The 24,835-nt window shown below is 40.5% G+C and carries 26 protein-coding genes and 1 pseudogene; 14 read left to right on the top strand and 13 right to left on the bottom strand.

Annotation, left to right across the window (positions count from 1 at the left end; all coding sequences use genetic code 11):
- Positions 1 to 11: 11 nt before the first annotated feature.
- The 3 genes from U735_RS0117295 to U735_RS0117285 are packed head-to-tail and all read right to left on the bottom strand — an operon-like array spanning position 12 to position 3,571.
- Positions 12 to 1,553, bottom strand: a complete 1,542-nt coding sequence (locus tag U735_RS0117295; protein ID WP_031445031.1) for an acyl-CoA carboxylase subunit beta — start codon at positions 1,551 to 1,553, stop codon at positions 12 to 14.
- 49 nt (positions 1,554 to 1,602) lie between these two features.
- Complete coding sequence (gene accC / locus U735_RS0117290; RefSeq protein ID WP_034248828.1) at positions 1,603 to 3,078, bottom strand: acetyl-CoA carboxylase biotin carboxylase subunit; 1,476 nt, start codon at positions 3,076 to 3,078, stop codon at positions 1,603 to 1,605.
- Positions 3,079 to 3,091: 13 nt separating this feature from the next.
- Positions 3,092 to 3,571: an acetyl-CoA carboxylase biotin carboxyl carrier protein subunit gene (locus tag U735_RS0117285; protein WP_031445029.1), complete on the bottom strand. Its 480-nt coding sequence runs from the start codon at positions 3,569 to 3,571 to the stop codon at positions 3,092 to 3,094.
- Positions 3,572 to 4,180: 609 nt separating this feature from the next.
- On the opposite strand from U735_RS0117285, the gene U735_RS0117280 reads away from it, so the two are divergent.
- From U735_RS0117280 to U735_RS0117230, 10 genes are all read left to right on the top strand, one after another.
- Positions 4,181 to 4,687 carry a c-type cytochrome gene (locus U735_RS0117280; protein WP_031445028.1) on the top strand — a complete coding sequence of 169 codons (507 nt, stop codon included), beginning with the start codon at positions 4,181 to 4,183 and terminating at the stop codon, positions 4,685 to 4,687.
- 18 nt (positions 4,688 to 4,705) lie between these two features.
- Complete coding sequence (locus U735_RS0117275; protein WP_031445027.1) at positions 4,706 to 5,287, top strand: fasciclin domain-containing protein; 582 nt, start codon at positions 4,706 to 4,708, stop codon at positions 5,285 to 5,287.
- Positions 5,288 to 5,321: 34 nt separating this feature from the next.
- Positions 5,322 to 7,283, top strand: a complete 1,962-nt coding sequence (gene nosZ / locus U735_RS0117270; RefSeq protein ID WP_031445026.1) for a Sec-dependent nitrous-oxide reductase — start codon at positions 5,322 to 5,324, stop codon at positions 7,281 to 7,283.
- A gap of 132 nt (positions 7,284 to 7,415) precedes the next feature.
- On the top strand, positions 7,416 to 8,060 hold the full coding sequence (locus U735_RS0117265) for a hypothetical protein (protein ID WP_031445025.1): 645 nt from the start codon (positions 7,416 to 7,418) through the stop codon (positions 8,058 to 8,060).
- Between the two features lie 17 nt (positions 8,061 to 8,077).
- Positions 8,078 to 8,512 (top strand): nitrous oxide reductase accessory protein NosL, encoded by a 435-nt coding sequence (locus tag U735_RS0117260; RefSeq protein WP_031445024.1) that lies wholly within the window; start codon positions 8,078 to 8,080, stop codon positions 8,510 to 8,512.
- 115 nt (positions 8,513 to 8,627) lie between these two features.
- Positions 8,628 to 8,921 carry a cupin domain-containing protein gene (locus tag U735_RS0117250; RefSeq protein WP_031445023.1) on the top strand — a complete coding sequence of 98 codons (294 nt, stop codon included), beginning with the start codon at positions 8,628 to 8,630 and terminating at the stop codon, positions 8,919 to 8,921.
- Positions 8,921 to 10,159 (top strand): nitrous oxide reductase family maturation protein NosD, encoded by a 1,239-nt coding sequence (locus U735_RS0117245; protein WP_031445022.1) that lies wholly within the window; start codon positions 8,921 to 8,923, stop codon positions 10,157 to 10,159. Before U735_RS0117250 ends, U735_RS0117245 begins: the two co-directional genes overlap by 1 nt.
- Complete coding sequence (locus tag U735_RS0117240) at positions 10,156 to 10,866, top strand: ABC transporter ATP-binding protein (protein WP_031445021.1); 711 nt, start codon at positions 10,156 to 10,158, stop codon at positions 10,864 to 10,866. The genes U735_RS0117245 and U735_RS0117240 overlap by 4 nt, the downstream gene beginning before the upstream one ends.
- Positions 10,859 to 11,641: an ABC transporter permease gene (locus U735_RS0117235; protein ID WP_031445020.1), complete on the top strand. Its 783-nt coding sequence runs from the start codon at positions 10,859 to 10,861 to the stop codon at positions 11,639 to 11,641. Before U735_RS0117240 ends, U735_RS0117235 begins: the two co-directional genes overlap by 8 nt.
- A 31-nt stretch (positions 11,642 to 11,672) precedes the next feature.
- Positions 11,673 to 12,890, top strand: a complete 1,218-nt coding sequence (locus tag U735_RS0117230; RefSeq protein ID WP_031445019.1) for a hypothetical protein — start codon at positions 11,673 to 11,675, stop codon at positions 12,888 to 12,890.
- On the opposite strand, the gene U735_RS0117225 is transcribed toward U735_RS0117230, so the two are convergent.
- From U735_RS0117225 to U735_RS0117180, 9 genes and pseudogenes are all read right to left on the bottom strand, one after another.
- A complete protein-coding gene (locus U735_RS0117225; protein WP_031445018.1) occupies positions 12,887 to 13,285 on the bottom strand; it encodes a group III truncated hemoglobin in 399 nt (132 codons plus the stop codon). The genes U735_RS0117230 and U735_RS0117225 overlap by 4 nt on opposite strands.
- 152 nt (positions 13,286 to 13,437) lie before the next feature.
- Positions 13,438 to 13,773, bottom strand: a complete 336-nt coding sequence (locus tag U735_RS24685; protein ID WP_034248564.1) for a 2Fe-2S iron-sulfur cluster-binding protein — start codon at positions 13,771 to 13,773, stop codon at positions 13,438 to 13,440.
- Between the two features lie 6 nt (positions 13,774 to 13,779).
- The gene (locus tag U735_RS0117215) at positions 13,780 to 14,064 is read right to left on the bottom strand and encodes a hypothetical protein (protein WP_031445016.1); all 285 of its coding nucleotides are present in this window, start codon (positions 14,062 to 14,064) and stop codon (positions 13,780 to 13,782) included.
- An 18-nt stretch (positions 14,065 to 14,082) separates the two neighbouring features.
- Positions 14,083 to 14,544: a hemerythrin domain-containing protein gene (locus U735_RS0117210; protein WP_031445015.1), complete on the bottom strand. Its 462-nt coding sequence runs from the start codon at positions 14,542 to 14,544 to the stop codon at positions 14,083 to 14,085.
- A gap of 186 nt (positions 14,545 to 14,730) precedes the next feature.
- Complete coding sequence (gene ric, locus U735_RS0117200) at positions 14,731 to 15,456, bottom strand: iron-sulfur cluster repair di-iron protein (RefSeq protein WP_031445014.1); 726 nt, start codon at positions 15,454 to 15,456, stop codon at positions 14,731 to 14,733.
- Positions 15,457 to 15,461: 5 nt separating this feature from the next.
- Positions 15,462 to 15,758, bottom strand: a complete 297-nt coding sequence (locus U735_RS0117195) for a cupin domain-containing protein (RefSeq protein WP_031445013.1) — start codon at positions 15,756 to 15,758, stop codon at positions 15,462 to 15,464.
- The gene (locus U735_RS0117190; protein WP_051892218.1) at positions 15,721 to 16,674 is read right to left on the bottom strand and encodes a tryptophan 2,3-dioxygenase family protein; all 954 of its coding nucleotides are present in this window, start codon (positions 16,672 to 16,674) and stop codon (positions 15,721 to 15,723) included. The genes U735_RS0117195 and U735_RS0117190 overlap by 38 nt, the downstream gene beginning before the upstream one ends.
- Positions 16,675 to 16,777: 103 nt before the next feature.
- Entirely contained in the window at positions 16,778 to 17,212 is a 435-nt protein-coding gene (locus U735_RS0117185; RefSeq protein ID WP_031445011.1) for an RrF2 family transcriptional regulator, read from the bottom strand.
- Between the two features lie 113 nt (positions 17,213 to 17,325).
- A pseudogene (locus U735_RS0117180) lies at positions 17,326 to 17,670 on the bottom strand (cytochrome d ubiquinol oxidase subunit II); the annotation flags it as partial.
- A 250-nt stretch (positions 17,671 to 17,920) separates the two neighbouring features.
- Between U735_RS0117180 and U735_RS0117175 the strand changes: the two are divergent.
- From U735_RS0117175 to U735_RS0117165, 3 genes are all read left to right on the top strand, one after another.
- Positions 17,921 to 18,295 (top strand): hypothetical protein, encoded by a 375-nt coding sequence (locus U735_RS0117175; RefSeq protein WP_051892215.1) that lies wholly within the window; start codon positions 17,921 to 17,923, stop codon positions 18,293 to 18,295.
- 91 nt (positions 18,296 to 18,386) lie between these two features.
- On the top strand, positions 18,387 to 20,450 hold the full coding sequence (locus U735_RS0117170; protein WP_146032781.1) for a TonB-copper family protein: 2,064 nt from the start codon (positions 18,387 to 18,389) through the stop codon (positions 20,448 to 20,450).
- A 10-nt stretch (positions 20,451 to 20,460) separates the two neighbouring features.
- Entirely contained in the window at positions 20,461 to 21,324 is an 864-nt protein-coding gene (locus tag U735_RS0117165) for a hypothetical protein (RefSeq protein ID WP_031445007.1), read from the top strand.
- 69 nt (positions 21,325 to 21,393) lie between these two features.
- On the opposite strand, the gene nagB is transcribed toward U735_RS0117165, so the two are convergent.
- Complete coding sequence (gene nagB / locus U735_RS0117160) at positions 21,394 to 23,322, bottom strand: glucosamine-6-phosphate deaminase (RefSeq protein WP_031445006.1); 1,929 nt, start codon at positions 23,320 to 23,322, stop codon at positions 21,394 to 21,396.
- Between the two features lie 265 nt (positions 23,323 to 23,587).
- Here nagB and uxuA point away from each other — a divergent pair, with 265 nt between their 5' ends.
- The gene (uxuA, locus tag U735_RS0117155; RefSeq protein ID WP_198036662.1) at positions 23,588 to 24,775 is read left to right on the top strand and encodes a mannonate dehydratase; all 1,188 of its coding nucleotides are present in this window, start codon (positions 23,588 to 23,590) and stop codon (positions 24,773 to 24,775) included.
- The last annotated feature ends 60 nt before the right edge of the window (positions 24,776 to 24,835 follow it).

Genomic DNA, 24,835 nt, shown 5'->3' with positions numbered 1-24,835 from the left:
TCAGTAATAGATTACAAAGGTATGTTTCCATGTTTTTTCTTGGGCAGATGCACTACTTTATTTTCTAAGAGCGCAAAGGCTTTTATCAGTTTTCTCCGGGTATCCTTGGGGAGGATTACTTCATCTATAAAGCCTCTTTCCGCTGCGCTGTACGGATTGGCGAACTTATCGGCATATTCTTCTTCTTTTTCCTTAAGTTTTGCTTCTGGATCTTCTGCCGAATCTATTTCTTTCCTAAAGATGATCTCACTGGCTCCCTTGGCGCCCATTACGGCAATTTCGGCACCGGGCCAGGCATAGTTGAGGTCGGCCCCAATATGTTTGGAGTTCATAACATCATAGGCCCCGCCGTAAGCCTTCCTGGTAATAACGGTTACTTTGGGAACCGTAGCCTCGCTAAGGGCATAGAGTAGCTTGGCACCATTGGTGATTATGCCGTTCCATTCCTGATCGGTGCCCGGCAGGAACCCGGGAACATCTACCAATACCAAAAGGGGAATGTTGAAACAATCACAGCATCTGGTAAATCGGGCCGCTTTTTTGGAACTGTTTACATCCAAAACCCCGGCCAGACTCATAGGTTGATTGGCTACGATCCCAATACTTTTTCCGGCCAATCTGGCAAAGCCCACGACAATATTTTCCGCATAATGCTTATGCACCTCAAAGAATGGGGATTCGTCTATGATTTCATTAATGATGTGCCTCATGTCATAGGGCTGATTGGCATTTTCCGGAATTATGGTTTCCAATTTTTCCCTAATTTCGGTGTTTAGTGAATAGGGGAGTGACTTGGGGGTATCCTCGCAATTTTGCGGCAAATAACCAACAAGTTCCTTTATTTGTTCTAGACACTCCAAGTCGTTTTCAGCCGTAAAATGGGTGACGCCAGATTTGGTGGCGTGTGTCATTGCCCCGCCCAATTCTTCGGAGCTCACGGCTTCATTGGTCACGGTTTTAACCACATTGGGACCGGTGACGAACATATAGCTGGAATTTTCCACCATTAATGTAAAATCGGTCATAGCGGGGGAGTAGACGGCTCCTCCGGCACAGGGTCCCATAATGGCGGATATTTGGGGTATAACCCCAGAGGCCATTACATTACGGTGAAAGATATCGGCATAACCGCCTAGAGACCTTACCCCTTCCTGTATTCTTGCCCCGCCACTATCGTTCAAGCCAATTATGGGCACACCTATCTTCATGGCCATATCCATTACCTTGCATATTTTTTCGGCATGGGTTTCGGAAAGGGAACCTCCAAATACGGTAAAATCCTGGGCAAAAACACAGACTTGTCTGCTATTGATGGTTCCATAACCCGTAACTACCCCGTCCCCATAAAAGATCTGCTTGCCCATGCCAAAGTCTTTGGTCCTATGGGTTACCAGGGCACCGAGCTCTTCAAACGATCCCTCGTCCAACAGAAAATGGATTCGCTCACGGGCGGTGAGCTTGCCTTTCGAATGTTGGGTTTCAATACGTTTTTGGCCGCCACCCAATTTAGCCTGGGCTATTTTATCTTCGAGTTTTTTTATTTTGTCATTCATTAAATAATACTTTATGCCTTTAAAGACTATAGGTCCTATTGGATGCTTATCATTTGGTACGCTTCAAGGCCCAATTGGAGTTTTCATTATTGGGCACTTTAAGTTTGTCCCGGTGTTCCAAAAACAGTTTCAATCCCACCATGGCCGCAATTTCGCGTTCATCTGTATATTGTTGTAGCAAGAGTTCCGGAGTGTAGTAATTTTTAACAAAATGGGTGTCGAATTCCCCTGAGCTAAAGGCTTGGTGTTCACACACAAATTTTCCAAAGGGCAGGGTGGTGGATATTCCCTTTATCTTATACTCCGATATGGCACCGATCATTAGTTGAATGGCTTCTTCCCTATCCTTACCATAGGTAATCAACTTGGCCAGCATGGGGTCGTAATAAATGGGTATGGTCATGCCTTCCTCAAAACCGTCATCCAATCTTATTCCTTTGCCCTTAGCGCGTATATAGGTTTCCAAAGTACCCATGCTGGGTAGAAAATTGTCCAGTGGATCTTCGGCATATACCCTAACTTCCAGGGCATGACCTTTTATGCTTAGATCTTCCTGTGAAAATTCCAGCTTTTCATTTCTGGCAATTTTAATCTGTTGTTCCACCAAATCTATACCGGTAATCAATTCTGTTACAGGATGTTCTACCTGTAGGCGGGTATTCATTTCCAGAAAATAGAAATTTTTGTCACTGTCCAGAAGGAATTCCACCGTTCCTGCCCCTACATAGTCGCAGGCCTTGGCTACTTTTATGGCAGCTTCTCCCATGGCGGCTCTTATTTTTGGGGTCAATACGGCAGATGGAGCCTCTTCCACAACCTTTTGATGCCTTCTTTGAATACTGCATTCCCTTTCAAAAAGGTGGATAATGTTGCCATAAGTATCCGCCAATATCTGGATTTCTATATGCCTGGGGGATTCAATGTATTTTTCCAGAAATACGGAACCGTCCCCAAAGGCAGCCTTGGCCTCGCTGATGGCTCGTTCCATTTGTTCCGGTAATTCCGATGGCTGATGCACCACTCTCATTCCTTTGCCACCACCACCTGCAGAGGCTTTTATCAGAATAGGAAACCCTATCTGTTCTGAAACTTTCCGGGCCAGGGTAATATCGGTAATAGACTCTTCAATTCCAGGTACCATGGGAATATTATAACCTTTAACAGCCTCCTTGGCCTCCAATTTGTTGCCCATAACCTTAATGGCATGTGGATTGGGGCCAATAAAAGTAATCCCATTATCGGTTACCAATTGGGCAAAAACGGCGTTCTCACTTAAAAAGCCGTACCCCGGATGAATAGCTTGGGACTTGGTTTTTAGGGCTGCTTCCACAATTTTGTCCATGTTCAGATAGGATTCTGAGGATGGCGAATTGCCTATGTGAACGGCTTCATCGGCAAACCTTACATGGGGCGCTTCCCTATCGGCATCAGAATAGACCGCCACTGTTTTTATTCCCATTTTTTGGGCCGTCCGCATGATGCGCAGCGCTATTTCTCCCCGGTTGGCTACCAATATTTTATTTATCTCCATACTAAGGTTATTCCATTTCAATAATTAGCTGTCCTTTGTCAACAGCATCGTTTACCTCCACATTTATACTTTTTATTATGCCTTCCCCCTGGGAGGTGATGATATTCTCCATTTTCATGGCCGATAGCACTATCAAGGGTGTCCCTGATTCAACTTTCTGTCCTATTGATGCCATAACATCTATGATTAGCCCGGGCATGGGGGCCTTGATATTATTTATTTTATGGGTTTTCGTAGATAACAATCCCATTTTGTCTACCATTTGATCATATTCATCTGCCAGGACCATTTCATAGCTATTGCCATTGACCTCGATGGTCATAGTTTTGTTGGCAAAATCGGTATTCAAGATTTTGATCTTATAGGATCGGTCCTGCCTAAGGGCATGAAATTGCTGATTGCCTATGGGAATAATATCCAAAGATGCTATATCCTTGGAACTTAAAATGATTTTTTCCTTATCGATAGTAATATCGTAGTTGGCCATAAAATACGGGTTCGCAATTGGGCATAGGCTTATTTTGATAAGACCATGGCGCGATTAATAATTAATAAACAAAGGACCTAAAAGTTAATACTAAATGTAAAATGCCATAAGACTACTCCACATTATTGCAAATCATTTTATATCCCATTCTTTGGCCCTCAATTTGAGTTTGAAAATAAATTGAAATGGCCCAAAAATTATCCTGACAAATAGCACCAATGTTTCCGTTGAAGTGCTTTTACTAAGATATGTAAAAGATTTAAAAGACAGATACTGCGGAGTTAAATCCTAGGGCCCGGGATATTATAGAATCATGGAGAGTTTAGTTTATTTTGTTGTAAAACAGCTGTTTAAGTTCGTGAAGAGAGGTTGTTTTCCAAATAAGGACCCCATTTAAATGTTTCATTCAGGTATAGAGGATTAAAAAAAGGACATTTTTATCCTTAATATGATTTTTATCATGTTTTATGTTTTAATGGCAACCTAATTTTGTCCCAATAAATTGTTAAAAATCGTAAATCATGTATAAATCTTTCTAAGCAACAACTGTCAATTTCAATATTACAAATAGTAAAAAATGACCTATAAACAACAAATAAAAATAAAGAGATGAAAATAATTTTAAAAAGTAGCGCAGTTCTTTTTTCAGTTTTGATGATGAGCTGTGGAGGTAAGGAAGAAAAGAAAAAAGAAGGCTTTAGTGTGGATAGGGCAAAAACCACAACGGAACAACCTGCACCTGCCCCTGCGGCAGTAGATACCAAACCTTCGGAGACCGTGGATTTGACCAACAAGGGTGTTGGGCCCATTACCTCGGTAAGCTTGGCGGCCGAAGTGGACCAGGAAATGGCCAAAAAAGGGGAGGAAGTCTACAACAAAATGTGTTTGGCCTGCCATAGGGTAGATAAAAAATTCATAGGGCCGGCCCCAAAAGGCATATTGGAAAGACGTAGCCCGGAATGGGTAATGAACATGATCTTGAATCCTGAGGTTATGGTGAAGGAGGATCCGTTGGCAAAAGCTTTATTGGCTGAATTTAACGGTGCTCCAATGGCCAATCAAAGTCTTACCGAAGAAGAGGCCCGGGCAGTATTGGAATACTTTAGAACCTTATAATAATAAATATATAGCACTATGTTCCCGACAACCAATTTAAAATCATTTATGTTATCGTTTCTAATGCTGGGCGTTTTGTTCAGTTGTAAAAACGAAGCGAAGACAGCAACGAATCCAACTCAGGACAATGCCGGAACGGAGGAAGTTGAAAAACAGGGCCAGGCCTTTATCGAAGATGATGGTTCTACGCCCAATGTTCTACAGATTGCCATAGGTTCCCCAGACCATACCACCTTGGTGGCAGCGGTGCAGGCCGCGGAATTGGAAAACGCCTTGGTAAATGCAGGCCCCCTAATGGTATTTGCACCTACCAATGAAGCGTTCGCAGCCTTGCCAGAAGGCACCGTGGAAGATCTTCTAAAGCCGGAGAACAAGGCGGCTTTGGCCAATATTCTAAAATATCATGTTACCGCTGGTAATTACAGCAAGGAATTTTTAATGAAGTTTAAAAAATTGGGGCAGGCCAATGATCAGAACGTTACCGTTGAGGTAGTAGGGGACGATGTTTTGGTCGGTGGCGCTAAAATTTTGGCCAGTGTACCTGCGGGCAATGGGATTGTACACGTGGTAGACAAGGTGATTTTGCCCCCAACAGAATAATTAAAGAACTCAATAAACAATTAAATTTAAAATAATGAAAAAGTATACCTATTTAGTATTGGGACTCTTGGGCTTTGCTGCCTTATTGAATAGTTGCGGCAATGGTAACCAAGGCAAAAGTTCTTCAGGAGCATTAAATTCGAGCAATGCCGAAAAAGTCTATGTGGCCCCTGGGGAACATGACGAGTTTTACGCCTTTATGTCCGGGGGATATAGTGGCAATCTAACAGTTTATGGCCTCCCATCTGGACGTATGTTCAAGGAAATTCCCGTATTTTCACAATTTCCCACTTCGGGCTATGGCTATTCCGAAGAAACAAAGCCTATGTTGAATACCTCTCACGGGTTTGTACCTTGGGATGATTCCCACCACCCCGATATTTCCCAAACGAATGGAGAACTGGATGGAAGATGGATATTCATAAACGGAAATAACACACCAAGAATTGCTCGTATAAGTCTAAGTACTTTTGAAACAGAAGAAATTATTGAGGTGCCCAACAGTGCCGGTAACCACAGTTCATCTTTTGTTACCGAAAACACCGAATATGTTGTGGCAGGAACTCGTTTTTCAGTGCCCATTCCACAACGTGATATGCCCATAAACCAATACAAGGGAAACTTTCAAGGGTCTCTATCTTTCATAAGTGTTGACCCGGAACACGGTCATATGGATATTAAATTCCAAATCATCATGCCCGGATTTAACTATGATCTTTCGCATCCTGGTAGGGGAAAATCCCACGGTTGGTTCTTCTTTACTACCTATAATACTGAGGAGGCCAGTACATTACAAGAAGTGAACTCTTCTCAGAACGATAAGGATTTTATTGCGGCTATCAACTGGAAAAAAGTTGAAGAGTATGTGAACAATGGTGGAGGCACCAAAATGCCAGCTAATTATGCGCATAACGTATATGATGAGTCTACGCATACTGCAACCACTACCATGAAAAAAGAAGTTGTTACAGTAAACCCCCTAGATGTACCTGGTGCGGTATTCTTTCTACCCACTCCAAAATCTCCTCACGGTTGTGATGTAGATCCAACAGGCCAATACATTATTGGCAATGGTAAATTATCTGCGGACTTAACAATACACTCTTTTGATAATATGATTGCTGCCATTGAGGGTAAAAAGTTCGACGGTGAGGCCTATGGTATTCCTATCTTAAAATTTGAGGACGTGCTTGCAGGAACCGTTAAAAGTGGTGGTCTTGGGCCGTTGCATACCGAGTTTGATGGTAAGGGCAATGCCTATACTACCTTCTTTATTTCTTCGGAAGTTGTAAAATGGAAATTGGGGACTTGGGAGGTTATCGATAGAAAACCAACTTATTACTCTGTTGGTCACTTGATGATTCCAGGTGGAAATTCCAGAAAGCCTTTTGGGAAGTATGTAGTAGCACTTAATAAAATTACAAAAGATAGATATCTGCCAGTAGGTCCAGAGATGGAGCACTCGGCTCAGATTTACGATATCTCTGGAGATAAAATGGAACTGCTTTATGATTTCCCTACTCATGGGGAGCCACATTATGCAGCAGGAATCCCAGCTGAACTTTTAGCTCCTAAATCGAAAAAGTTTTATAAACTCGCAGATAACAAACACCCTTACGCCACTTTAGGGGCAGCTGATGCCAAAGTGGAACGCGATGGTAAGGATGTGCATATTTATATGTCAACCATCAGAAGTCATTTTACACCAGATAACATTGAGGGTGTTAAGGTAGGCGACAAGGTATATTTTCATATAACGAACCAAGAGCAGGATTTTGATGTACCACACGGTTTTGCCGTGATTGGCGCCAATAATTCAGAGCTATTGATCATGCCAGGGCAGACCAAGACATTGGTGTGGGAACCCAAGCAAGTAGGTGTGTGGCCGTTCTATTGTACAGATTTCTGTTCCGCACTGCACCAAGAGATGCAGGGCTATATTAGGGTTTCACCAGCAAATTCCAACTTGGAACTATCCTGGTCACTAGGCGATTAAGATTACTTAGTTTTAGTTTTAGAAGTAAAAGCGGGTCTGGTTTAAGAAACTGCCCGCTTTTTCAACAAGTTGAAGATTAGGACAGCCATCCAGAACAAATTTCAATTTGTAATTAACAGAAAACGACAAGAAATGAAAAAAGCAAGTGTATTAATGATAATTGGCTCCTTTCTGCTAATGGGGTTGTTTGCCTTTCCATTATGGAATATTATGTTGGGGGCACCACAATATCCTGACCCTTTGGGAATGGATATCTATATTGATGGGATAAAGGGAGTAGAAGAATTTGATATCCAGAATATAGATGGGCTCAATCATTATATTGGCATGAAGACCATACCCAAACCAGAGGAGATGTGGGAATTTACTACCTTTCCGTATGTCATTGGAGGAATGGTGTTTTTAGGTGTTATGGTGGGGCTGATGGGATATTTTGAAAAGTTGTCATACAAAGGATTTATTGCTTGGTTTGTAATTATGTCTGTGTTGGGGCTTTTGGGAATGTACGACTTTAATGCATGGATGATAGATTATGGTACCAATTTGGACCCACATGCCATTATGAAGATTTCGAACCCTGATGGAACACCAATGACCTATAAACCGCCCCTTTTCGGGAACCAAAAAATGTTGAATTTTGATGTAACCTCCCTTCCAAGTATTGGTGCCTATATGATGTTCGCTGGAATGTCACTTACATTGGGGGCATCCTATATGGGATGGAAGAGTAAGGGTACAAAGGTAAAACAACAATTAAAAAAAGCGGTAGCTGCATAATTTATAGTATTTGATATATGGTAAACTACAGAATATTTGGGTTTTTATTTTTATTGTTGGCATCTTCCTGCAATGTTGGCCCTAAGCCCATTGCCTATGGAACTGATGGATGTCATTTTTGTAGAATGACCATTGTGGACAGGCAACATGCAGCTGAAATTGTTACAGATAAGGGTAAGGTCTTTAAGTTCGATTCAAGTGAGTGTATGATGAATCACCTCAAGGATATAGATCAGAAACAGGTAGCTCTTTACCTGGTGAACGATTACAATCAACCAGGGGAACTGATCGATGCAACTGAAGCTACCTATCTGATAAGCGATCGTATTCCCAGCCCCATGGGGGAGTTTTTAACGGCCTTTAAGACGGAGCAGGCGGCAGTGGATGCCCTAATGACGTATGATGGGGACCTGTTGACCTGGAACCAGTTAAAACTGAGATTTAACTTGTAGACATCCATATTACAGTCCAGGGGTTTGCCTTGGAAGGAAATCAAGAACAGGCTTATATTTTTTCTTCGGCCATTCCGATGCGCTTGGAAATAATTAGCCTAAAAAAACAATGACTATGTACACAATTAACGATCAGATAAAAAATCAGGAATACAATAAACTTCAGGTAAATAAATTGGTAAAAACAGATGCTCTGGAGATATTGAACATTAGTTTGGAGAAGGATGCCATTTTTCCTGAACATACCGCTCCTACGGATGCCCAATTGATTGTTTTGGAAGGAAGGATAATCTTTCACATCAATGGTAAATCCTATTTCATAAGTGGGCAACAACACTTTAGTTTTCCCAAAGACGTGCCACATTGGGTGTCTGCCGAGGAAAATTCCAAATTTCTGATCATTAGATGATGGGAAGGATAACATTACTTTTCTGTTTTCTGTTATGTCTTGTTGGCAATCATTTATGGGCTGGGACCATTACGGTCTGTGGATCCTGCGAGGTGAAAACCATAAAGCAAGGCATAGCCGTGGCTGCTGATTTTGATACACTTTTGATCAAAAAAGGAACCTATAAGGAATTCAATATCCAAGTAACCAAACCGCTGACCATTATTGGGGAAAATTATCCCGTAATTGATGGCGAGGATAAGGGAGAGATCATAACCATAGTTTCGGATAATGTTACCATAGACGGCCTGTTCATTATAAACGTGGGTACCAGTTATACGGCAGATTACGCCGCTATCAGGGTGGTGCAGAGCGAAAATTTTCTAATTCAGAATGTGGTGCTGGAAAAGCTGTTTTTCGGGATTTATTTGGAGAAGAGCAAGAACGGCAGGGTATATCATAATAAGATCATCGGGGATGCCGTGGACGAATACAATTCGGGGAATGGTATACAACTGTGGTATTCCCAGAATATAGTTGTGGAGCGCAATATTGTTCAACATGTAAGGGATGGTATCTACCTGGAATTCTCGGACAATATTACCATAGAGAACAATATTAGTTCGGACAATCTTCGCTATGGGCTGCACTTTATGTTCTCCAATGATGACGTTTACAAGGACAATACCTTTGAGAACAACGGGGCAGGGGTTGCGGTCATGTTTTCCAAAAGGATAAAAATGCAGGGCAATACCTTTAGGAAAAATTGGGGTACCACCTCTTTTGGGGTGTTGTTAAAAGAGATCAATGATGCTGAAATTATAGGCAATACCTTTGAAGAAAATACGGTAGGCATCAGCATTGAAGGGTCCAATAGGATAAATTATTCAAAAAACAATTTCATAAAGAATGGCTGGGCCATTAAAGTACGTGGAGCCTGTTACACCAATACTTTTATCCATAATAACTTCATGTACAACTCCTTTGATCTGGCCTACAATAGCAATTTGAACGATAATATTTTTGACGAAAACTATTGGAGCGACTATACCGGCTACGATCTGGATAGAAACGGTACCGGCGATATTCCCTACAGACCGGTAAAATTATTTTCCTATATCGTAAATAGAACCCCAGAAACTATTATTCTGCTTCGCAGTTTATTTATGGATATTATCGATTTTTCGGAAAAAGTATCCCCTGTTTTTACCCCGGACGATTTAGTTGATGCAAAACCCTTAATGAAAAAAATTAAATGATACAGGTCGAAAGCCTTCATAAGAAATTTGGTAAAAATGTGGTATTGACCGGATTGGAACTTAATATAGACCAAGGCGGTATTTTTGCCATCCTGGGACCCAATGGTTCCGGTAAAACAACTTTGATCAAAACAGTATTGGGGATGGTAATTCCCAATAAGGGAACCATAACCGTTATGGATTCAACTGTTAGAAATAGTTGGAAGTATCGCCAAGACATAAATTACCTTCCGCAAATTGCCAATTTCCCAGGAAACCTCAAGGTCAAGGAACTAATAGCAATGATAAAGGATATTAGGCAAAAACCGAGCGATGAACAGAAGTTGATTGCCCAATTTGGATTGGAACCATTCTTGGATAAAAAATTGAGCAACCTTTCCGGAGGTACCAAACAAAAGGTAAATATTGTACTGACCTTTATGTTCGACAGTCCCTTGATAATTTTGGACGAACCCACCAATGGTCTGGATCCCTTATCGTTGATCCGTCTCAAGGAGCTTATTTTTGAGGAAAAGGCAAAGGGAAAGACTTTCTTGATCACCTCCCATATCATGCAGTTTGTAGAAGAGGTTTCCGACCAGATCGTATACCTGCTTGAAGGTAAAATTTACTTTAAGGGCAGCATTGCGGAATTAAAGACCAAAACCGGACAAAGCAATTTTGAACATGCCATTGCGGCAATATCAACCCACAACAACCATGATTAAGATATTAAAATATAGTTTCTACGACCTAATGCGTAGCCGCTGGAGTTACGTTTATTTTCTGTTCTATCTGTTGTTGGGCTTTGTGCTGTTGTTTTTGAACAATGAGCTTTCCAAGGCCGTTATAACCTTAATGAACGTTATCATTGTTCTGGTACCCCTTATCGGGACCATATTTGGAGTCATGTACTTTTATAATTCCAAGGAATTTACAGAATTGCTTTTGGCACAGCCCATCAAAAGATCCTCCATTTTTCTTGGCCAATATTTCGGTGTGGCCGGCTCCCTTACTATGAGTCTGGTCTTGGGATTGGGCATCCCCTTTGCCTTGTACGGATTGTTTGAAAGCAATGCTATTTGGGACTTTTCACTTTTATTGATAACAGGTGCTTTTTTAACACTGATCTTTACTGCTGTAGCCTTTAATATTGCCTTGTCTAACGAAAACAAGATAAAGGGTTTTGGGTATGCCGTTCTGGCCTGGTTGTTTTTGGCAGTAATTTATGATGGATTATTTCTAATGTCATTGATCGTTTTTGAGGAGTACCCCCTGGATAACCTGTCATTGATTGCTACCATGTTTAATCCTATAGACCTATCCAGGACCTTAATTCTGTTAAAGCTGGATATTTCCGCTCTTTTAGGGTATACAGGTGCTATTTTTAAGCAGTTTTTCGGGACTAATTTGGGACTTTTTATATCTATTATTATGCTGTTCCTGTGGACGGTCATCCCTGTTTGGCGCTTGGCCTATGTTTCCAAAAGAAAGGACTTTTAATAGTACCTTTAGCTGAATTCCATGAAATTGCGTGATAGTTACTAAAACCCATATTAGAGTATCCCTAGGCTATTTTTTATTGGCCGCACTACTGGGGGTTTTATTGCGGACCTTTGTAGTTACGCCAATGCCCATCAATTACCGGTTTATAGTGCATACGCATTCCCATATAGCTCTTTTGGGCTGGGTATATATTGCACTGACCACCTTGTTGTACCATCTTTTTATGGACAAGCAGGTTATGGATAGAAGGTATCGCAGGATTTTCTGGTTTACACAGATCTGTTTGATAGGGATGTTGTTATCCTTTCCCTTTCAAGGGTATGCCCTTTTTTCCATAATATTCTCCACTTTATTCCTCTTGGCCTCCTATTGGTTCTCCGCTTTTTTTCTAAAACACACGCCCCAATCGTTCAAGGTTACCAAGTCCTATATCTGTATTAAGTATGCCCTCTGGTTTATGATAGGTTCTAGTATAGGGCCATGGGCTTTAGGGGCTATTATGACGATTTTGGGACCCGAATCCATTTGGTACCGATTGGCTATCTACTTCTACTTACACTTTCAGTATAACGGTTGGATGATTTTGGCGCTAACAGGAATCTTTTTTTACTTGTTGGAACAGCTTCAAATTAATATTTCCGCTAGAACATTTAGGTATTTTTTCATGACTACGGTCCTAGGGATTATTCTAAGTTTTTTTCTGTCTACCCTATGGACAGTACCTCAATTGATATATTTCATTTTAGGCGGATTGGGCGCAGTATTACAATTAATAGGGTTCGGTATACTGATAAACATCTGTCTAGGAAACAGGACGGCGCTTAAATCGGCCCTGTCCCGACTTCAGTTTAATATTTTAAAATCGGTAGTCTTCCTATTAATGGTTAAAATGATTTTGCAATGGCTCACCTCTTGGCCCTACTTTGCAAATTTGGCAGCCACCGTTCTGGACTTTACTATTGGCTATTTACATTGGACCTTTTTGGGGGTCATTAGTATAGGCTTATTTTTCTATTTGGAGTTTTTTGGATTGATAAAACTGTCCAAAATGGCAATTACAGTGTATTTGGGCGGTTTTCTGATTACAGAGGGCCTTATATTTTATAGGGGGATGGCCGCATGGTTGGGTTGGCCCTTGTTCGAAGATTATTCAAAATTCCTGGCGGTCGGAAGCTTCTTGATGCCTATTGCAGTGATGTTGGTCCTATGGCCTTACAAATTCAATCGCCTTAAGGTGGAGGCCTAATTGTTCCTAGCTCTGTGTTGATAAATGTTCATGTATAGCATTGTGGACATTTTCTGTGCCCTGTTTTTTGCAATCCATGCCACTTCCCCTTCAAAAAGCTCATCAATAGTAGCAAACCATTCGTTCAGCCAAAGTCCAAAATGTTCAGGGGTAATACTATGGTTCATTTTCTTGTCCACCTCTTGGTGAACGGTGATGGGGTTGCCTATATATTTACGTTTTAAGAGTAATTGACTCTCCCAAAAATCGGTCAGTAATTCCAAGTGACTGTCCCAGTCTTTGATTATATTATTAAAAATGGGCCCCAATATTTGGTGCTCCCTAATCTTGGCATAAAAACTGACCACCAAGAGGTTCACATCCTTTCGCTCCTTTATTTCCGATTTTGATATCATAAGTTCAATCTAACTCCTTAGGGAATACCCTAAAGGTAGCCCGTTCAATTTGTATTTTACAATAATTCGAAGTTTACTATAGGTGTTTGGAATCCCACATACCCACTCATAAAGTCCGTAATATTTTTCACTTTCTTGTTTCCGGATTATTTTTATCCAAAATCATTATCCGTTATTATTTTAAAAACTAAATTATGCAGCTCCGCATTGATGGGAATTTGGCATGCCAATCTACTTTGAGGGCAGGCCTCATCCAGATGGGACAAGGTCTGTTTTTCTTCTTTTTGCATTTTCGAACTCAAAGAGCCTTCAAGAATGTGTACATGGCAAGTTCCGCACCATGCCCTGCCCTTACAGTCTCCCCATTCCTGTAAATATTTGTCAAAAAGTAGTTCCATGAGGCTATGGTATTCGTTTGGCCTACAGGTGGCAGAATTGGTGTCTCCAAATTCGTCTAAATAGGTAAAAGTGTAAGGTTCCAGCTTCATTTATCTTTAAATAAGAATCGCTACAATGGTCAAGATACTGAAAAGGACGCTCATAACTAATAGGTTAAAGGTTGCTTTAGCACTTAATCTGGCCAAAACGGCACCGTTATAGGCCATACATAAAATAGTTACCAGAAACAGCAAGGTCAATTTGATTCCGGCAGGAATGTGGTTCATAAGGACTACCATGGCGGCAACAGACCCAATACAACTTTGGCCTATAATGGCAATGGTGGAATACCCGGTTTGTTCCCTTTTAAATTCGCTTAATAATTGATTGTAAAGTCTCATAATCATCATATTTAAGTGTTATTCCCAAAATCTATCTGTGGTATTTTCCAAAAATTTGGTTTGGTTATGATGTTCTAAAATGAATTGTAATTGTTGTTCGGTAGCCACCTTCTGAATTTCATTGAACAGTACCCTTTCTTCAAATCGGATATGTTGTTCCAGTTCTTCCTCTATATGGTTTAAGGACTTTTTTAATTCGGAAGTACTCTTGAAAAGGCGATCTAGTCTGCGATGTTGTGCAATAGCCTTTTTTACCAAGATGTGGTCATTTCCAAGAATTGGGAATAGGTGTTTTTCCTCCTCTTCAAAATGGGGGGTCAAATAGGTTTTGTAAAACCAATCAGCGTAGGTCTTTATCCGATCTGTAGATACTCCTTTGGAAAGACCGGTCCTAATTTTCCATGACAATAACAAACCTTGATGGTGTTCCCTGCTCAAAGGTTGTATGGCTTTATGTCTTTTTATAGGTTTAACTTTCATATCAAATTGTTTTTATATGGTTATGGCCAATGCTGAGGGAGGTACTACCAATGTGCTGTACTTGACAGTTAAGGGGCCTTGTAGGCCAATGAGGCACGGCGGGGGGATTATCTTAATATTATGCCGCACCTTATTGGCTACAAAATTGGCCTCCAGGGGATAGGGTTAGTGGTTTTTTGGCAACGCTTAAGCGCTTAATTCTTTTTCCAGGGCAATGGCTTTTGGGAATAGTATATTATTCTCCAAATGTATATGTCTATGCAAATCCTCTTCAAATTCCTGTAGTAGGGAAAACGTTACTCTATAGGTGTTGCAGGCATCTGCAGGTGGATTATAGTTATTGCTCAACTCCTCTATAAGTCTAAATCTGTCCCCTTCGTTCTCATGCTCCATTATCATCATTTGTATAGGATTTTGAATAGTACCAAAATGTTGTTCTGCCAGTGTACTACCGTATTGTTTGCTCTGTATCATTTTGCGGACGGCTGGGAAAACGATGAGTTCCTCTTTTTTCATGTGCATGGCCAGTTCTCCGGCACTTTTATTGAAGTGTTCCGTAATTTCATAAAGCTCTGGATGCCGATCTCCATGTACCCGACATAGCTTGGCCAGATATTGATTTAGAATAGGTATTTGTGCCTCCACATTTCTATGATGTTTTTTCTCTATATAATCTGCCAATAGGTCCAAGGGCCATGTTTTAAAATCGATAATGTCATCATTGGTCTGATGCTGCACCGTTTCAATTTCTTGTAAAAGTAGATTGGGGTCCAGTTTACTTTTTTCGGCAACCTCTACAATACTTCGGTTGCCCTTACAACAAAAATCTATTTTATGATTTTTGAACACTTGTGCCGTACGGTAGTTTTCTGCTACTATTTCACCAATGTTTTTGGTCATTAAGTTTTCCATAGTTATTAATTTTTAAAATTTATAATTGAATCTGTCGCCATAATGGCTACTGCTTTAAAATCCTTTAATACGGTAAGACTATGTTCCAATCCTGCCGGAACCAACATGGTAGAACCTTTCTTCAATATGTAATTAGTATCCTTGGTCTTAAGGATTGCCTTACCTTCTTGGACAACAATGACGGCTTCATGTGAACTGCTGTGTTCTGGCATCCCCATGTTCGCCGAGGCTTTAATTTGTAGTACTTTAAGTTTTTCGCCTATCTCAAGGTGCGTCAATTGTGGCCTGTTCAATACTTCCATAATGTTCATTTTTATGATTAATTCCCCAGTTTTGTTTTTCGATTTCCGTCCATAAACTTGGAAAGAATTTTCGTTGCTGATATTTTGGATGGAGGTATTTTTTCCAATCCGAACCACCAGTAGCCTGTTTGTTTTCTCCTTTTTGGTCCAAATAATGTTCGGCAGTACTTAAATGGACCATTGGCCAATCTATATTGTATAACCTGTCGAAGGTGCGAAGTCTATTTCTGAGTGCATCCGGGACATAGGGCAGTTGGTCCAACTTGTCTTCCAAGGTATTCCCCATTACAGTTTTGGCTGTTTCTGTCAACTTTGGGAGATATTTTTCCTCAAATAGTTGAAGTGTCAAGGTCTTTTTGCCAGTTTTGGGATCTGTTCCGGCATCTTTCCAATAAATATGTTCAAAACATTCCCTTAAATCTGGATTGTTGGAATGTTCTTTTATAAATCTCTGGCTAATTAAATTTACCAAGGAGGTGCAATGAAGTTCAATAAACCGGAATTGCGCGGATTGAAAGCCGCTGGCAGGGGTTAAGGTTTTGCGAAAGGTATTGTAATCCTCATAGTCCATTCCGACCTTCATAATATCAAAGGAACTGATTAGCATGGAGGTATAATGTATAAGTCGGTCCACTTTATTAATGAGAAAGGCAGTAGTAGGTATTTTTTCATCTACTATCTGTTCTAATTCATGCAGCATCATTTTCAGGTACAATTCGGTTACCTGATGGTACATAATAAAAATGGACTCATCCTTAAAATTGGTCCTCGGCCTTTGAAGGGAAAGAAGTGTCTCCACTTCTACATAATCCCAATAGGTAATAGGCTTTGCGTGTAGTAGGCCCTCCAGATAGGTGTCGGGATTTTCCCCAAGGGATTGGTATTTTTCGACTATTTTGTTGGTAATGTTTAACATGGACAGATTGTTATTGATATTAATGTTAATATTGACAACATGGTTCGTTCGTTTTTAAATTTAAAGAGTTTAATATCTTTTTATCTTTTATTAGTTTAAATTTTTATCTTTTTAGATGGGTTAGGCCCATATCCAATCCTGTGGCCAATTCATAAAGGCTTGTGTTTTGCAGCATAATCTTTAGATTGTCCCTAATCCCCACAAATTTATCATGAACAGGACAAGGTTGGCTGGCATCGCATTGTTCCAGACCCAGACCACAGCCAACAAATATTTTGTCACCGTCTATGGCATGTACTATATCGTGTAATTTAATGGTATCAATTTTAGGTTCTTCGATCTGGAATCCTCCTGTAGGGCCTTTATGGGAATCTATAATCCCACTTTTGGCCAAGGACTGCAATATTTTTGCGGTAAATGCCACGGGGGAATTTACCTCCTCGGCTATCTCCTTAAGGCTTACACGCTCTTGCCGCAAAGATTTTACTGCTATGTATATGGTAGCTTTAATTCCGTACTCGCAGGCCTTTGAAAACATATTGATACTATATTAAATAGTTACAAATATAATGCTTATTCTTATTTCGGACAAATTTATCCTAAATAAATAATTATTTCATTTTTTTAATAGGGGTCGAGGGGTTTTTAATACTAATGTTCCCCGTAGCCTATATCGTCCATTTTTCCATTGATTACCCTATATTGAATAAATATATTGGCAATTAGAAGGATTAGGGCGATTATAAACCAATTTATACCTACAGAAAGGCCGTATTCATCCGCCGCAACATTGTAAATGGTCAATGCGGGATTCACTGTATTGGTCGATGGCAATAGCTTTGGAAAAATAGATGCCGCGGTGGAGGCAAAACCTCCAAGGATAAACATGGATGAAAAAATAAATCCTGTACCATCCTTTTTAAAGGTCTTTATTAGAAAAAGTCCAAATAGGCCAATCAGGGTCAAAAGCGGAAAAATCCACAGCCATGGCGTTTGCATTCTATCATAAAAGAGCATATCCTCCATGAATAAAACTTAAGGTTTACTTTGGCTTAAATTTAAATAACAAAAAATTAAATTAGGTAACAGTGGTTACATAATTGCTTATTTAAATTGAATAAAACAAATAGATCCAATACCTGACAAATGTCATCTTTTTATGAATTGGATATGCATTATATTTGTGCTGTATTTTAAATATTGCAGATTTTTGTCATTCAAGTTTGCATCAATTTGAAAATTAATAATGAAGCATTTAATCCTATTTGTTGCTATAATTATGCTGATAAAGCCTCTCTGGCCCTTAGCTGAATATGCAGTAAATTACGATTACATTGTGGAGAACCTTTGTGAAAACAAGGATACCCCTTCCTTGCATTGCGATGGTAAATGTTACCTGGCCAAACAATTGGCCAAAGAATCGGAGGGAAACGATAAAAATCCATTTGAAGGCAAACGGGTCAATGTGGAAATTCAGTATATTTCTTCGTTCCACCCATTACTGGTTCTTGAATCGGACAATGAATACGACAGTACCGTTCAAAATAATTATAAGGGAATCCAAACTTTGATTCCCGGTCTGTATACCACAGATATTGCACAGCCACCAGAGCTGGGATAATTCAATTATCGCCATAAAAGTATTCGGTTGATTCTAAACCTTGTACAAGTCTATGGCGTCTTAACGGAATTGTATTATCTAAATAAATCAAATGAACATTATTAAATGTGTCCATAAGGTATTCACAATACTTATGGAAGCAAGCAAGCCTATAAACAGGTGGATGTTTTTATGGGGAATATTTATTTTTCCAATTAACATTGGCGCGCAGGAATTGGTATTACATAAGGATTCTATCATAACGATCAATCTGGACGAAGTTATCCTTATTTCGGCCAGAAAGACTTTGGATTACCACCGCCAGCCAAAACCCCTCTCAACCCTGGACGAGTATCTGGAATCCTCCAAGAAGGTAGATATGGTGAAACGTGGAGCATATGCCTGGGAACCCACTTTGAACAATATGTTTTCGGAACGCCTCTCTGTGACTATTGATGGAATGAGGATTTTTGGCGCTTGCACGGACAAGATGGACCCAGTAACTTCCTATGTGGATGTGTCCAATTTATCGCAGGCTCATATAGCTTCTGGACAACAGGGCACCGAACACGGAAACACCATTGGTGGGGCCATAAATTTGGAGCTTGACCGTGGTAATTTTAAGGAAACAGGATTATATGGTGGCGTGGAGACGGGTTTTGAGAGCAACAACCAAATGAGTGTTGTTGGGGCCGAAATTAATTATTCGGATTCCAATTACTATGTGGACACAGATATCATTTATCGCAAGGCAGAGAATTATTTTGCCGGGGGTGATGAAGAAGTTGAGTTCTCCCAATTTGAAAAATATAATTTTTCGGCAAATGGCGGATACAAACTTGCAGAAGATCAGGCCTTGACGGTCAGTCTTATTTATGATGAGGCCAGGGATGTGGGCTATCCGGCATTAACTATGGATGTTTCCTTGGCTAGGGCTGTCATTGTATCCGTAGGTTTTGAACAGGATGCTTTATGGGGCAGTTTAAACAATTGGAAATCCAAGTTGTATTTTAACAAGGTTACCCATGTCATGGATGATACCAAACGACCTGATGTACCCATACATATGGATATGCCGGGTTGGAGCGATACCTATGGCTTTTATTCCCAAGCAGTTCTAAAGGCCAAAAAGCATCAATTTTTATTTAAGATTGATGGGTATTACAATAAATCTTTGGCCGAAATGACGATGTATCCCAATGATCCGAACAAGTTGCCCATGTTTATGCTCACCTGGCCCGATGTGCGTACCGCCAACGGCGGGGTATATGCGGAGGATGAGCTGGATCTAAATGGTAGTTTTCTTAAGTTGGCGACAAGGCTGACGGTTCAAAACCAGAATGTTGCGGACGATTTCGGATTGAATAGCTTAAGGATTTTTTATCCGGAAATGGAGAAATCCAAAACACGGTTCCTAAAAAGTATTTCAGGGCAATGGCATAAAATGTGGATGCCATGGCATTTTAATGCGGGACTTTCCTATGGGGATAGGGCACCTTCCGTGACCGAGGGCTATGGGTTTTATTTGTTCAACAGTTTTGACAATCACGACTACATTGGGGATCCAGGTCTTGCCAACGAAAAATCCATGGAGGCCAATACTAAAATCTCCTGGGAAAAATCCAAATTTAAGCTAAGTGCCGAGGCCAATTTTTTCCATATCGCAGATTATATTATTGGGGAAATTGATCCTTCCCTGAGTGTGATGACCATAGGGGCTGAAGGAGTCAAGATCTATAAAAATCTGGAGTACGCCCAATTGTTCAACACTTCCTTGGATATGGAGTACACCATTCTGCCAGAACTGAAATGGTCGGGTTTGGTTTCATATCATCGTGGTACGGACAACAATGGTGGTAACATACCTTTTATAAGTCCATTTTCTTACCGCTCGGGTCTTCAGTTTGATAATAGGTCATTTTCTGCTGCACTTAGGATAACTGGTGCTGGGAAACAAATGAACTATAACCCCGAATTCGGGGAAGATCAAACACAGGCCTATACGGTTTGTTCCTTGACTTTTGGCAAGACTTTTAAATTTAACAACGATTCCATGTACGCAAAGTTCGGGGTAGAGAACATTTTTGATGAATACTACTCCACCTATACCGATTGGAAAAACATCCCAAGAATGGGGCGAAACTTCTTTTTAACACTTTCTTATTCCATTAATTAAAATAAACATAATGAAAACAATAAAACTAGTTCTAGTAACATTTGTAGCCACTTTAGGATTATCATCATGTTCATCTGATGGGGACGACACACCAAAAATTGATGTAAATCCTATGGCCGAATTTAATTTGATATCAAATATTGCGGCCAATGGCCATAGTTTGGAACTGTATTCCGAAGGGAAAACCGGTTTTACAACAGGATACAACCAACTTTTTGTCCGTATTAAAAATAATGCCGATGATACTTATTACGCCAATCCTGAAATTACATGGAAACCTGTAATGCACATGATGAGTATGGAACATTCCTGTCCAATATCCGAACTAAGTATTTCGAATGATTACGACACGGTGGCAACAGGATATATCGTTTTCCAAATGCCTGGCAATGCCGATGAATTTTGGGACATAACCTTTACCTATGAGGTAGAGGGACAGGAATTTTCTGTGACCGAAACTATAGATGTTACTGCTCCAATCGATGATAATCAAACGGTTTCTGTATTTATGGGAAGTGATGACGTAAGATATGTCTTGGCAATGGTGGAACCAAAAGATCCAGAAGTTGCAGTTAACGACATGACTGCTATGTTATTTAAAATGGAAAATATGATGAGCTTTCCCCTTGTGGAAAATTACACGGTGACCTTAGATCCGCGTATGCCGGGAATGGGCAACCACAGTTCCCCCAACAATGAGGATCTAACCTATGATACGGCTACCAAATCTTATAAAGGAAAATTGTCCTTGACAATGACGGGGTATTGGAAACTTAATCTAAAACTATTGAACAGTACTGGAGAAGTTTTAAAAGGAGAAGACATAACCGAAGAGAACGAAGCCAGTAGCTTATACTTTGAATTGGAATTTTAGATAGTACTGATATGCAATAAAAAAAGGCTGCCCACTGGGCAGCCTTTTTGTGTTATAATTTGTTGATGCTTAAAAATGGTAGCGAACAAAGGCTTCCATGGCAGCGTAATGTGCCAATCCCAATTCATCGTATTTGGTAGCAGTTTCCTTGTTCCTGTCTTCTGCACGTTGCCAAAATTCACGGGAATCCGATCCTTGGAATACCACTCCGTCTTTTTGGGATTGGTGTTTGAAAATTCCATATCGCTTTGCCAAAACCTGACTTGGACTCATAGGTACGGCCATTTCAATATCTTCTATATCCCATTCTTGCCATGCTCCACGGTACAACCATAACCAGCAATCCTTCATGTAGGATTTGGTCTTAAGTCGTTTTAGGGCCTCAAAAATAATGTCCAAACACACCTTATGTGTACCATGTGGATCCGCCAAATCGCCAGCAGCATAGATTTGGTGCGGTTTAATTTTTTCGATCAAATCCATGGTGATTTTGATATCTTCCTCTCCCGGAGGATTTTTCTCAATGGTACCGGTTTCATAAAAGGGCAGATCGTTAAAATGTATCTGCTCATCCGTAAGTCCTACGTAATAACTTGTTGCCCTGGCCTCACTTCTACGAATAAGACCCTTTATGTTTCTTACTTCTTCAATATCTATTTCACTGGTCTTTTTGTTCTTGATGAACTCCGTAGCCTTTTTGTAGATCTCAACAGATTTTTTGTTGTCCAGACCAAAGGAGCGATTGTAATCGATCACGAAATCCGAGAATCGCAAGGCTTCATCATCGGCTACAGCTATATTTCCTGAAGTCTGATAAGCTACATGCACTTCATGGCCTTGGTTTTGCAGACGCATGAAGGTTCCTCCCATACTAATGATATCATCATCTGGATGCGGACTAAAAATAAGTACGCGCTTTTTGGCGGGATTTGCTCTTTCCGGTCTATTGCTGTCATCGGCGTTGGGCTTACCTCCCGGCCAGCCGGTAATGGTGTGCTGTAGTTTATTAAAGATCCTAATATTAATATCGTAGGCATCCCCAACTTCGGTCAACAAATCGCTCATACCGTTTTCGATATAATCGGCCTCGGTCAACATTAAAACTGGTTTCTCCAATCTTAACGCCAGTCCAACAACGGCTTTCTTGATCATTTTTTCATCCCACTCTACCTTCTCTACGATCCATGGGGTACTTACCCTGGTAAGTTTTGAAGAAGATCCTTTGTCAAGGATGAATACACTGTTTGGGTGCTCCTGTAGATATGATGCCGGTACCTGTTCCGTAATAGGGCCCTCCACAGAAGCTTTAATGATAGAGGATTTTCCTTCTCCCCAAGCCATAAGGATAACCTGCTTGGCCTGCATTATTTGCTTTATACCAAGGGTAATGGCAGTTTTTGGGGTGTTGTACAATCCTTGGAAATCTTTACTGGCCGCTACTCTTGTAATATGGTCCAAGGTAACCAACCTGGTTTTGGAGTTGGGAAGGGATCCGGATTCGTTAAAACCTATATGCCCGTTGCCCCCAATACCCAAGACTTGTAGATCAATGCCGCCCAATGCGTCTATTTTGGCCTCGTAATCCTTACAGTAATCCGCAATATCCTTTTTTTCCAAGGTTCCGTCCGGAATATGAAAATTTCCAGGTTCTATATCTACATGGTTAAAGAGCAATTCCTTCATAAAACGCACATAACTCTGTATGGCATCTGGTTCCATGGGGTAATATTCGTCCAAATTGAAGGCTATGACATTTTTAAAACTAAGACCTTCCTCCCGGTGCAGGCGAACTAGTTCGGCATACAGCCTTTTTGGGGTGGAACCTGTAGCGAGTCCAAGAACGCACATTTCCTTGGCCTTTTGTTTTTTCTTAATTAATGTCGCAATTTCAGCTGCAGCTGCTTTGGACGCAACCTCTGAAGATTCGAAGATGACCGTGTTGATTTTTTCAAACCGTTTTTCAAAACTGGTAACCTTGTCGATTTTACTTTTAATCATGGAGAGCTAGATTTTTTGTTCATTTTTGGTTGAATCGATAAAAGTAGTACAAAGTATTTAAATGCCTAAATAAGATAAGGAATTTTAATCAAGTTTAAGAATAAAATATATTTTGTGATACTTTCTTAATCTTTCCGAAAATGGTCTGTGCAATACTTATAAAATTAATATCTTGGTAAATTATTTATTTTGAAAACCAAGTGGTGTAAAAACATTGTCGCAATTCCGCCAATGAAGTAATGTTTTATTTATAAAAATAATATTAATGAGTTTGACTTTAGAAAATACATGGAGATGGTACGGGCCCAAAGATCCTGTTTCTTTAATGGATATTAAACAATCAGGAGCTACCGGAGTGGTTACTGCCCTACATCATATTCCCAATGGGGAAGTTTGGCCAGTGGACGAAATTAAAAAGAGAAAGGCCGAGATAGAGGCAGTGGGCTTGACCTGGTCTGTTGTAGAAAGTGTTCCCATTCATGAAAGTATTAAGACGCAACAGGGCGATTTTCAGAAGTATGTGGAGAACTATAAGATCACCATCTCTAATTTGGGATCCTGTGGGATTGATACTATTTGTTACAATTTTATGCCCGTTTTGGATTGGACGCGGACCAATCTAGACTATGAACTGGAGGATGGGTCTACGGCTTTGAGGTTTGAAAAGGACGCCTTTGCGGCTTTTGAACTTTTTTTATTGAAACGTCCAGGGGCTGAAAAATCATACTCCAAGGAAGAACAGAAAGCGGCCAAGGAATATTTGGAAAAGACTTCGGAGAAGGATCAAAAAAAATTGGTACAGAATATTATAGCTGGACTTCCCGGGGCCGAAGAAGGATATAGTTTAAAGGAGTTTAATCAGATTTTGGCAACCTATGACCAAATTGGTGCCAAGGAACTAAAGCAACATCTGTTCTCTTTTTTACAGAGCATAATCCCAATTGCCGAAAAAGAAGGGGTGCGTATGTGTATCCATCCCGATGACCCACCTTATCCAATTTTGGGATTGCCAAGGGTAGTAAGTACAGAGCAGGACATTCTTGATCTTTATAAGGCAGTGGATAGTCCCAACAACGGACTCACCTTTTGTACCGGCTCTTTTGGGGTTAGGGCAGACAATGATTTGGTGGGTATGGTGAAACGCTTGGGGCATCGTATACATTTCATGCACCTAAGAAGTACAGAGCGCGATGAAAAAGGTAATTTTCATGAGGCCGATCATTTGGCCGGGGATGTAGACATGTTCGGCGTGCTAAAAGCCTTGGTAGAGGAGCAACAAAAGAGAAGTGCTGCCGGAAGAAAAGATTTAAGGATGCCAATGCGGCCAGATCACGGTCATAAAATGTTAGACGACCTTAGGAAAAAGACAAACCCGGGGTATTCTGCCATAGGTAGACTTAGGGGGCTTGCAGAATTAAGGGGGCTGGAATTGGGAATACGAAGATCCTTATAAAGTATATCAAGCTTCCTTCCTAGGGAAACAATATTTGGAAATAAAAAAAAACCTCTGATT

This window comes from Arenibacter algicola (assembly GCF_000733925.1).
GTDB classification, from domain to species: Bacteria; Bacteroidota; Bacteroidia; order Flavobacteriales; family Flavobacteriaceae; genus Arenibacter; species Arenibacter algicola.
This window is presented reverse-complemented; position numbering and strand designations above follow the sequence as displayed.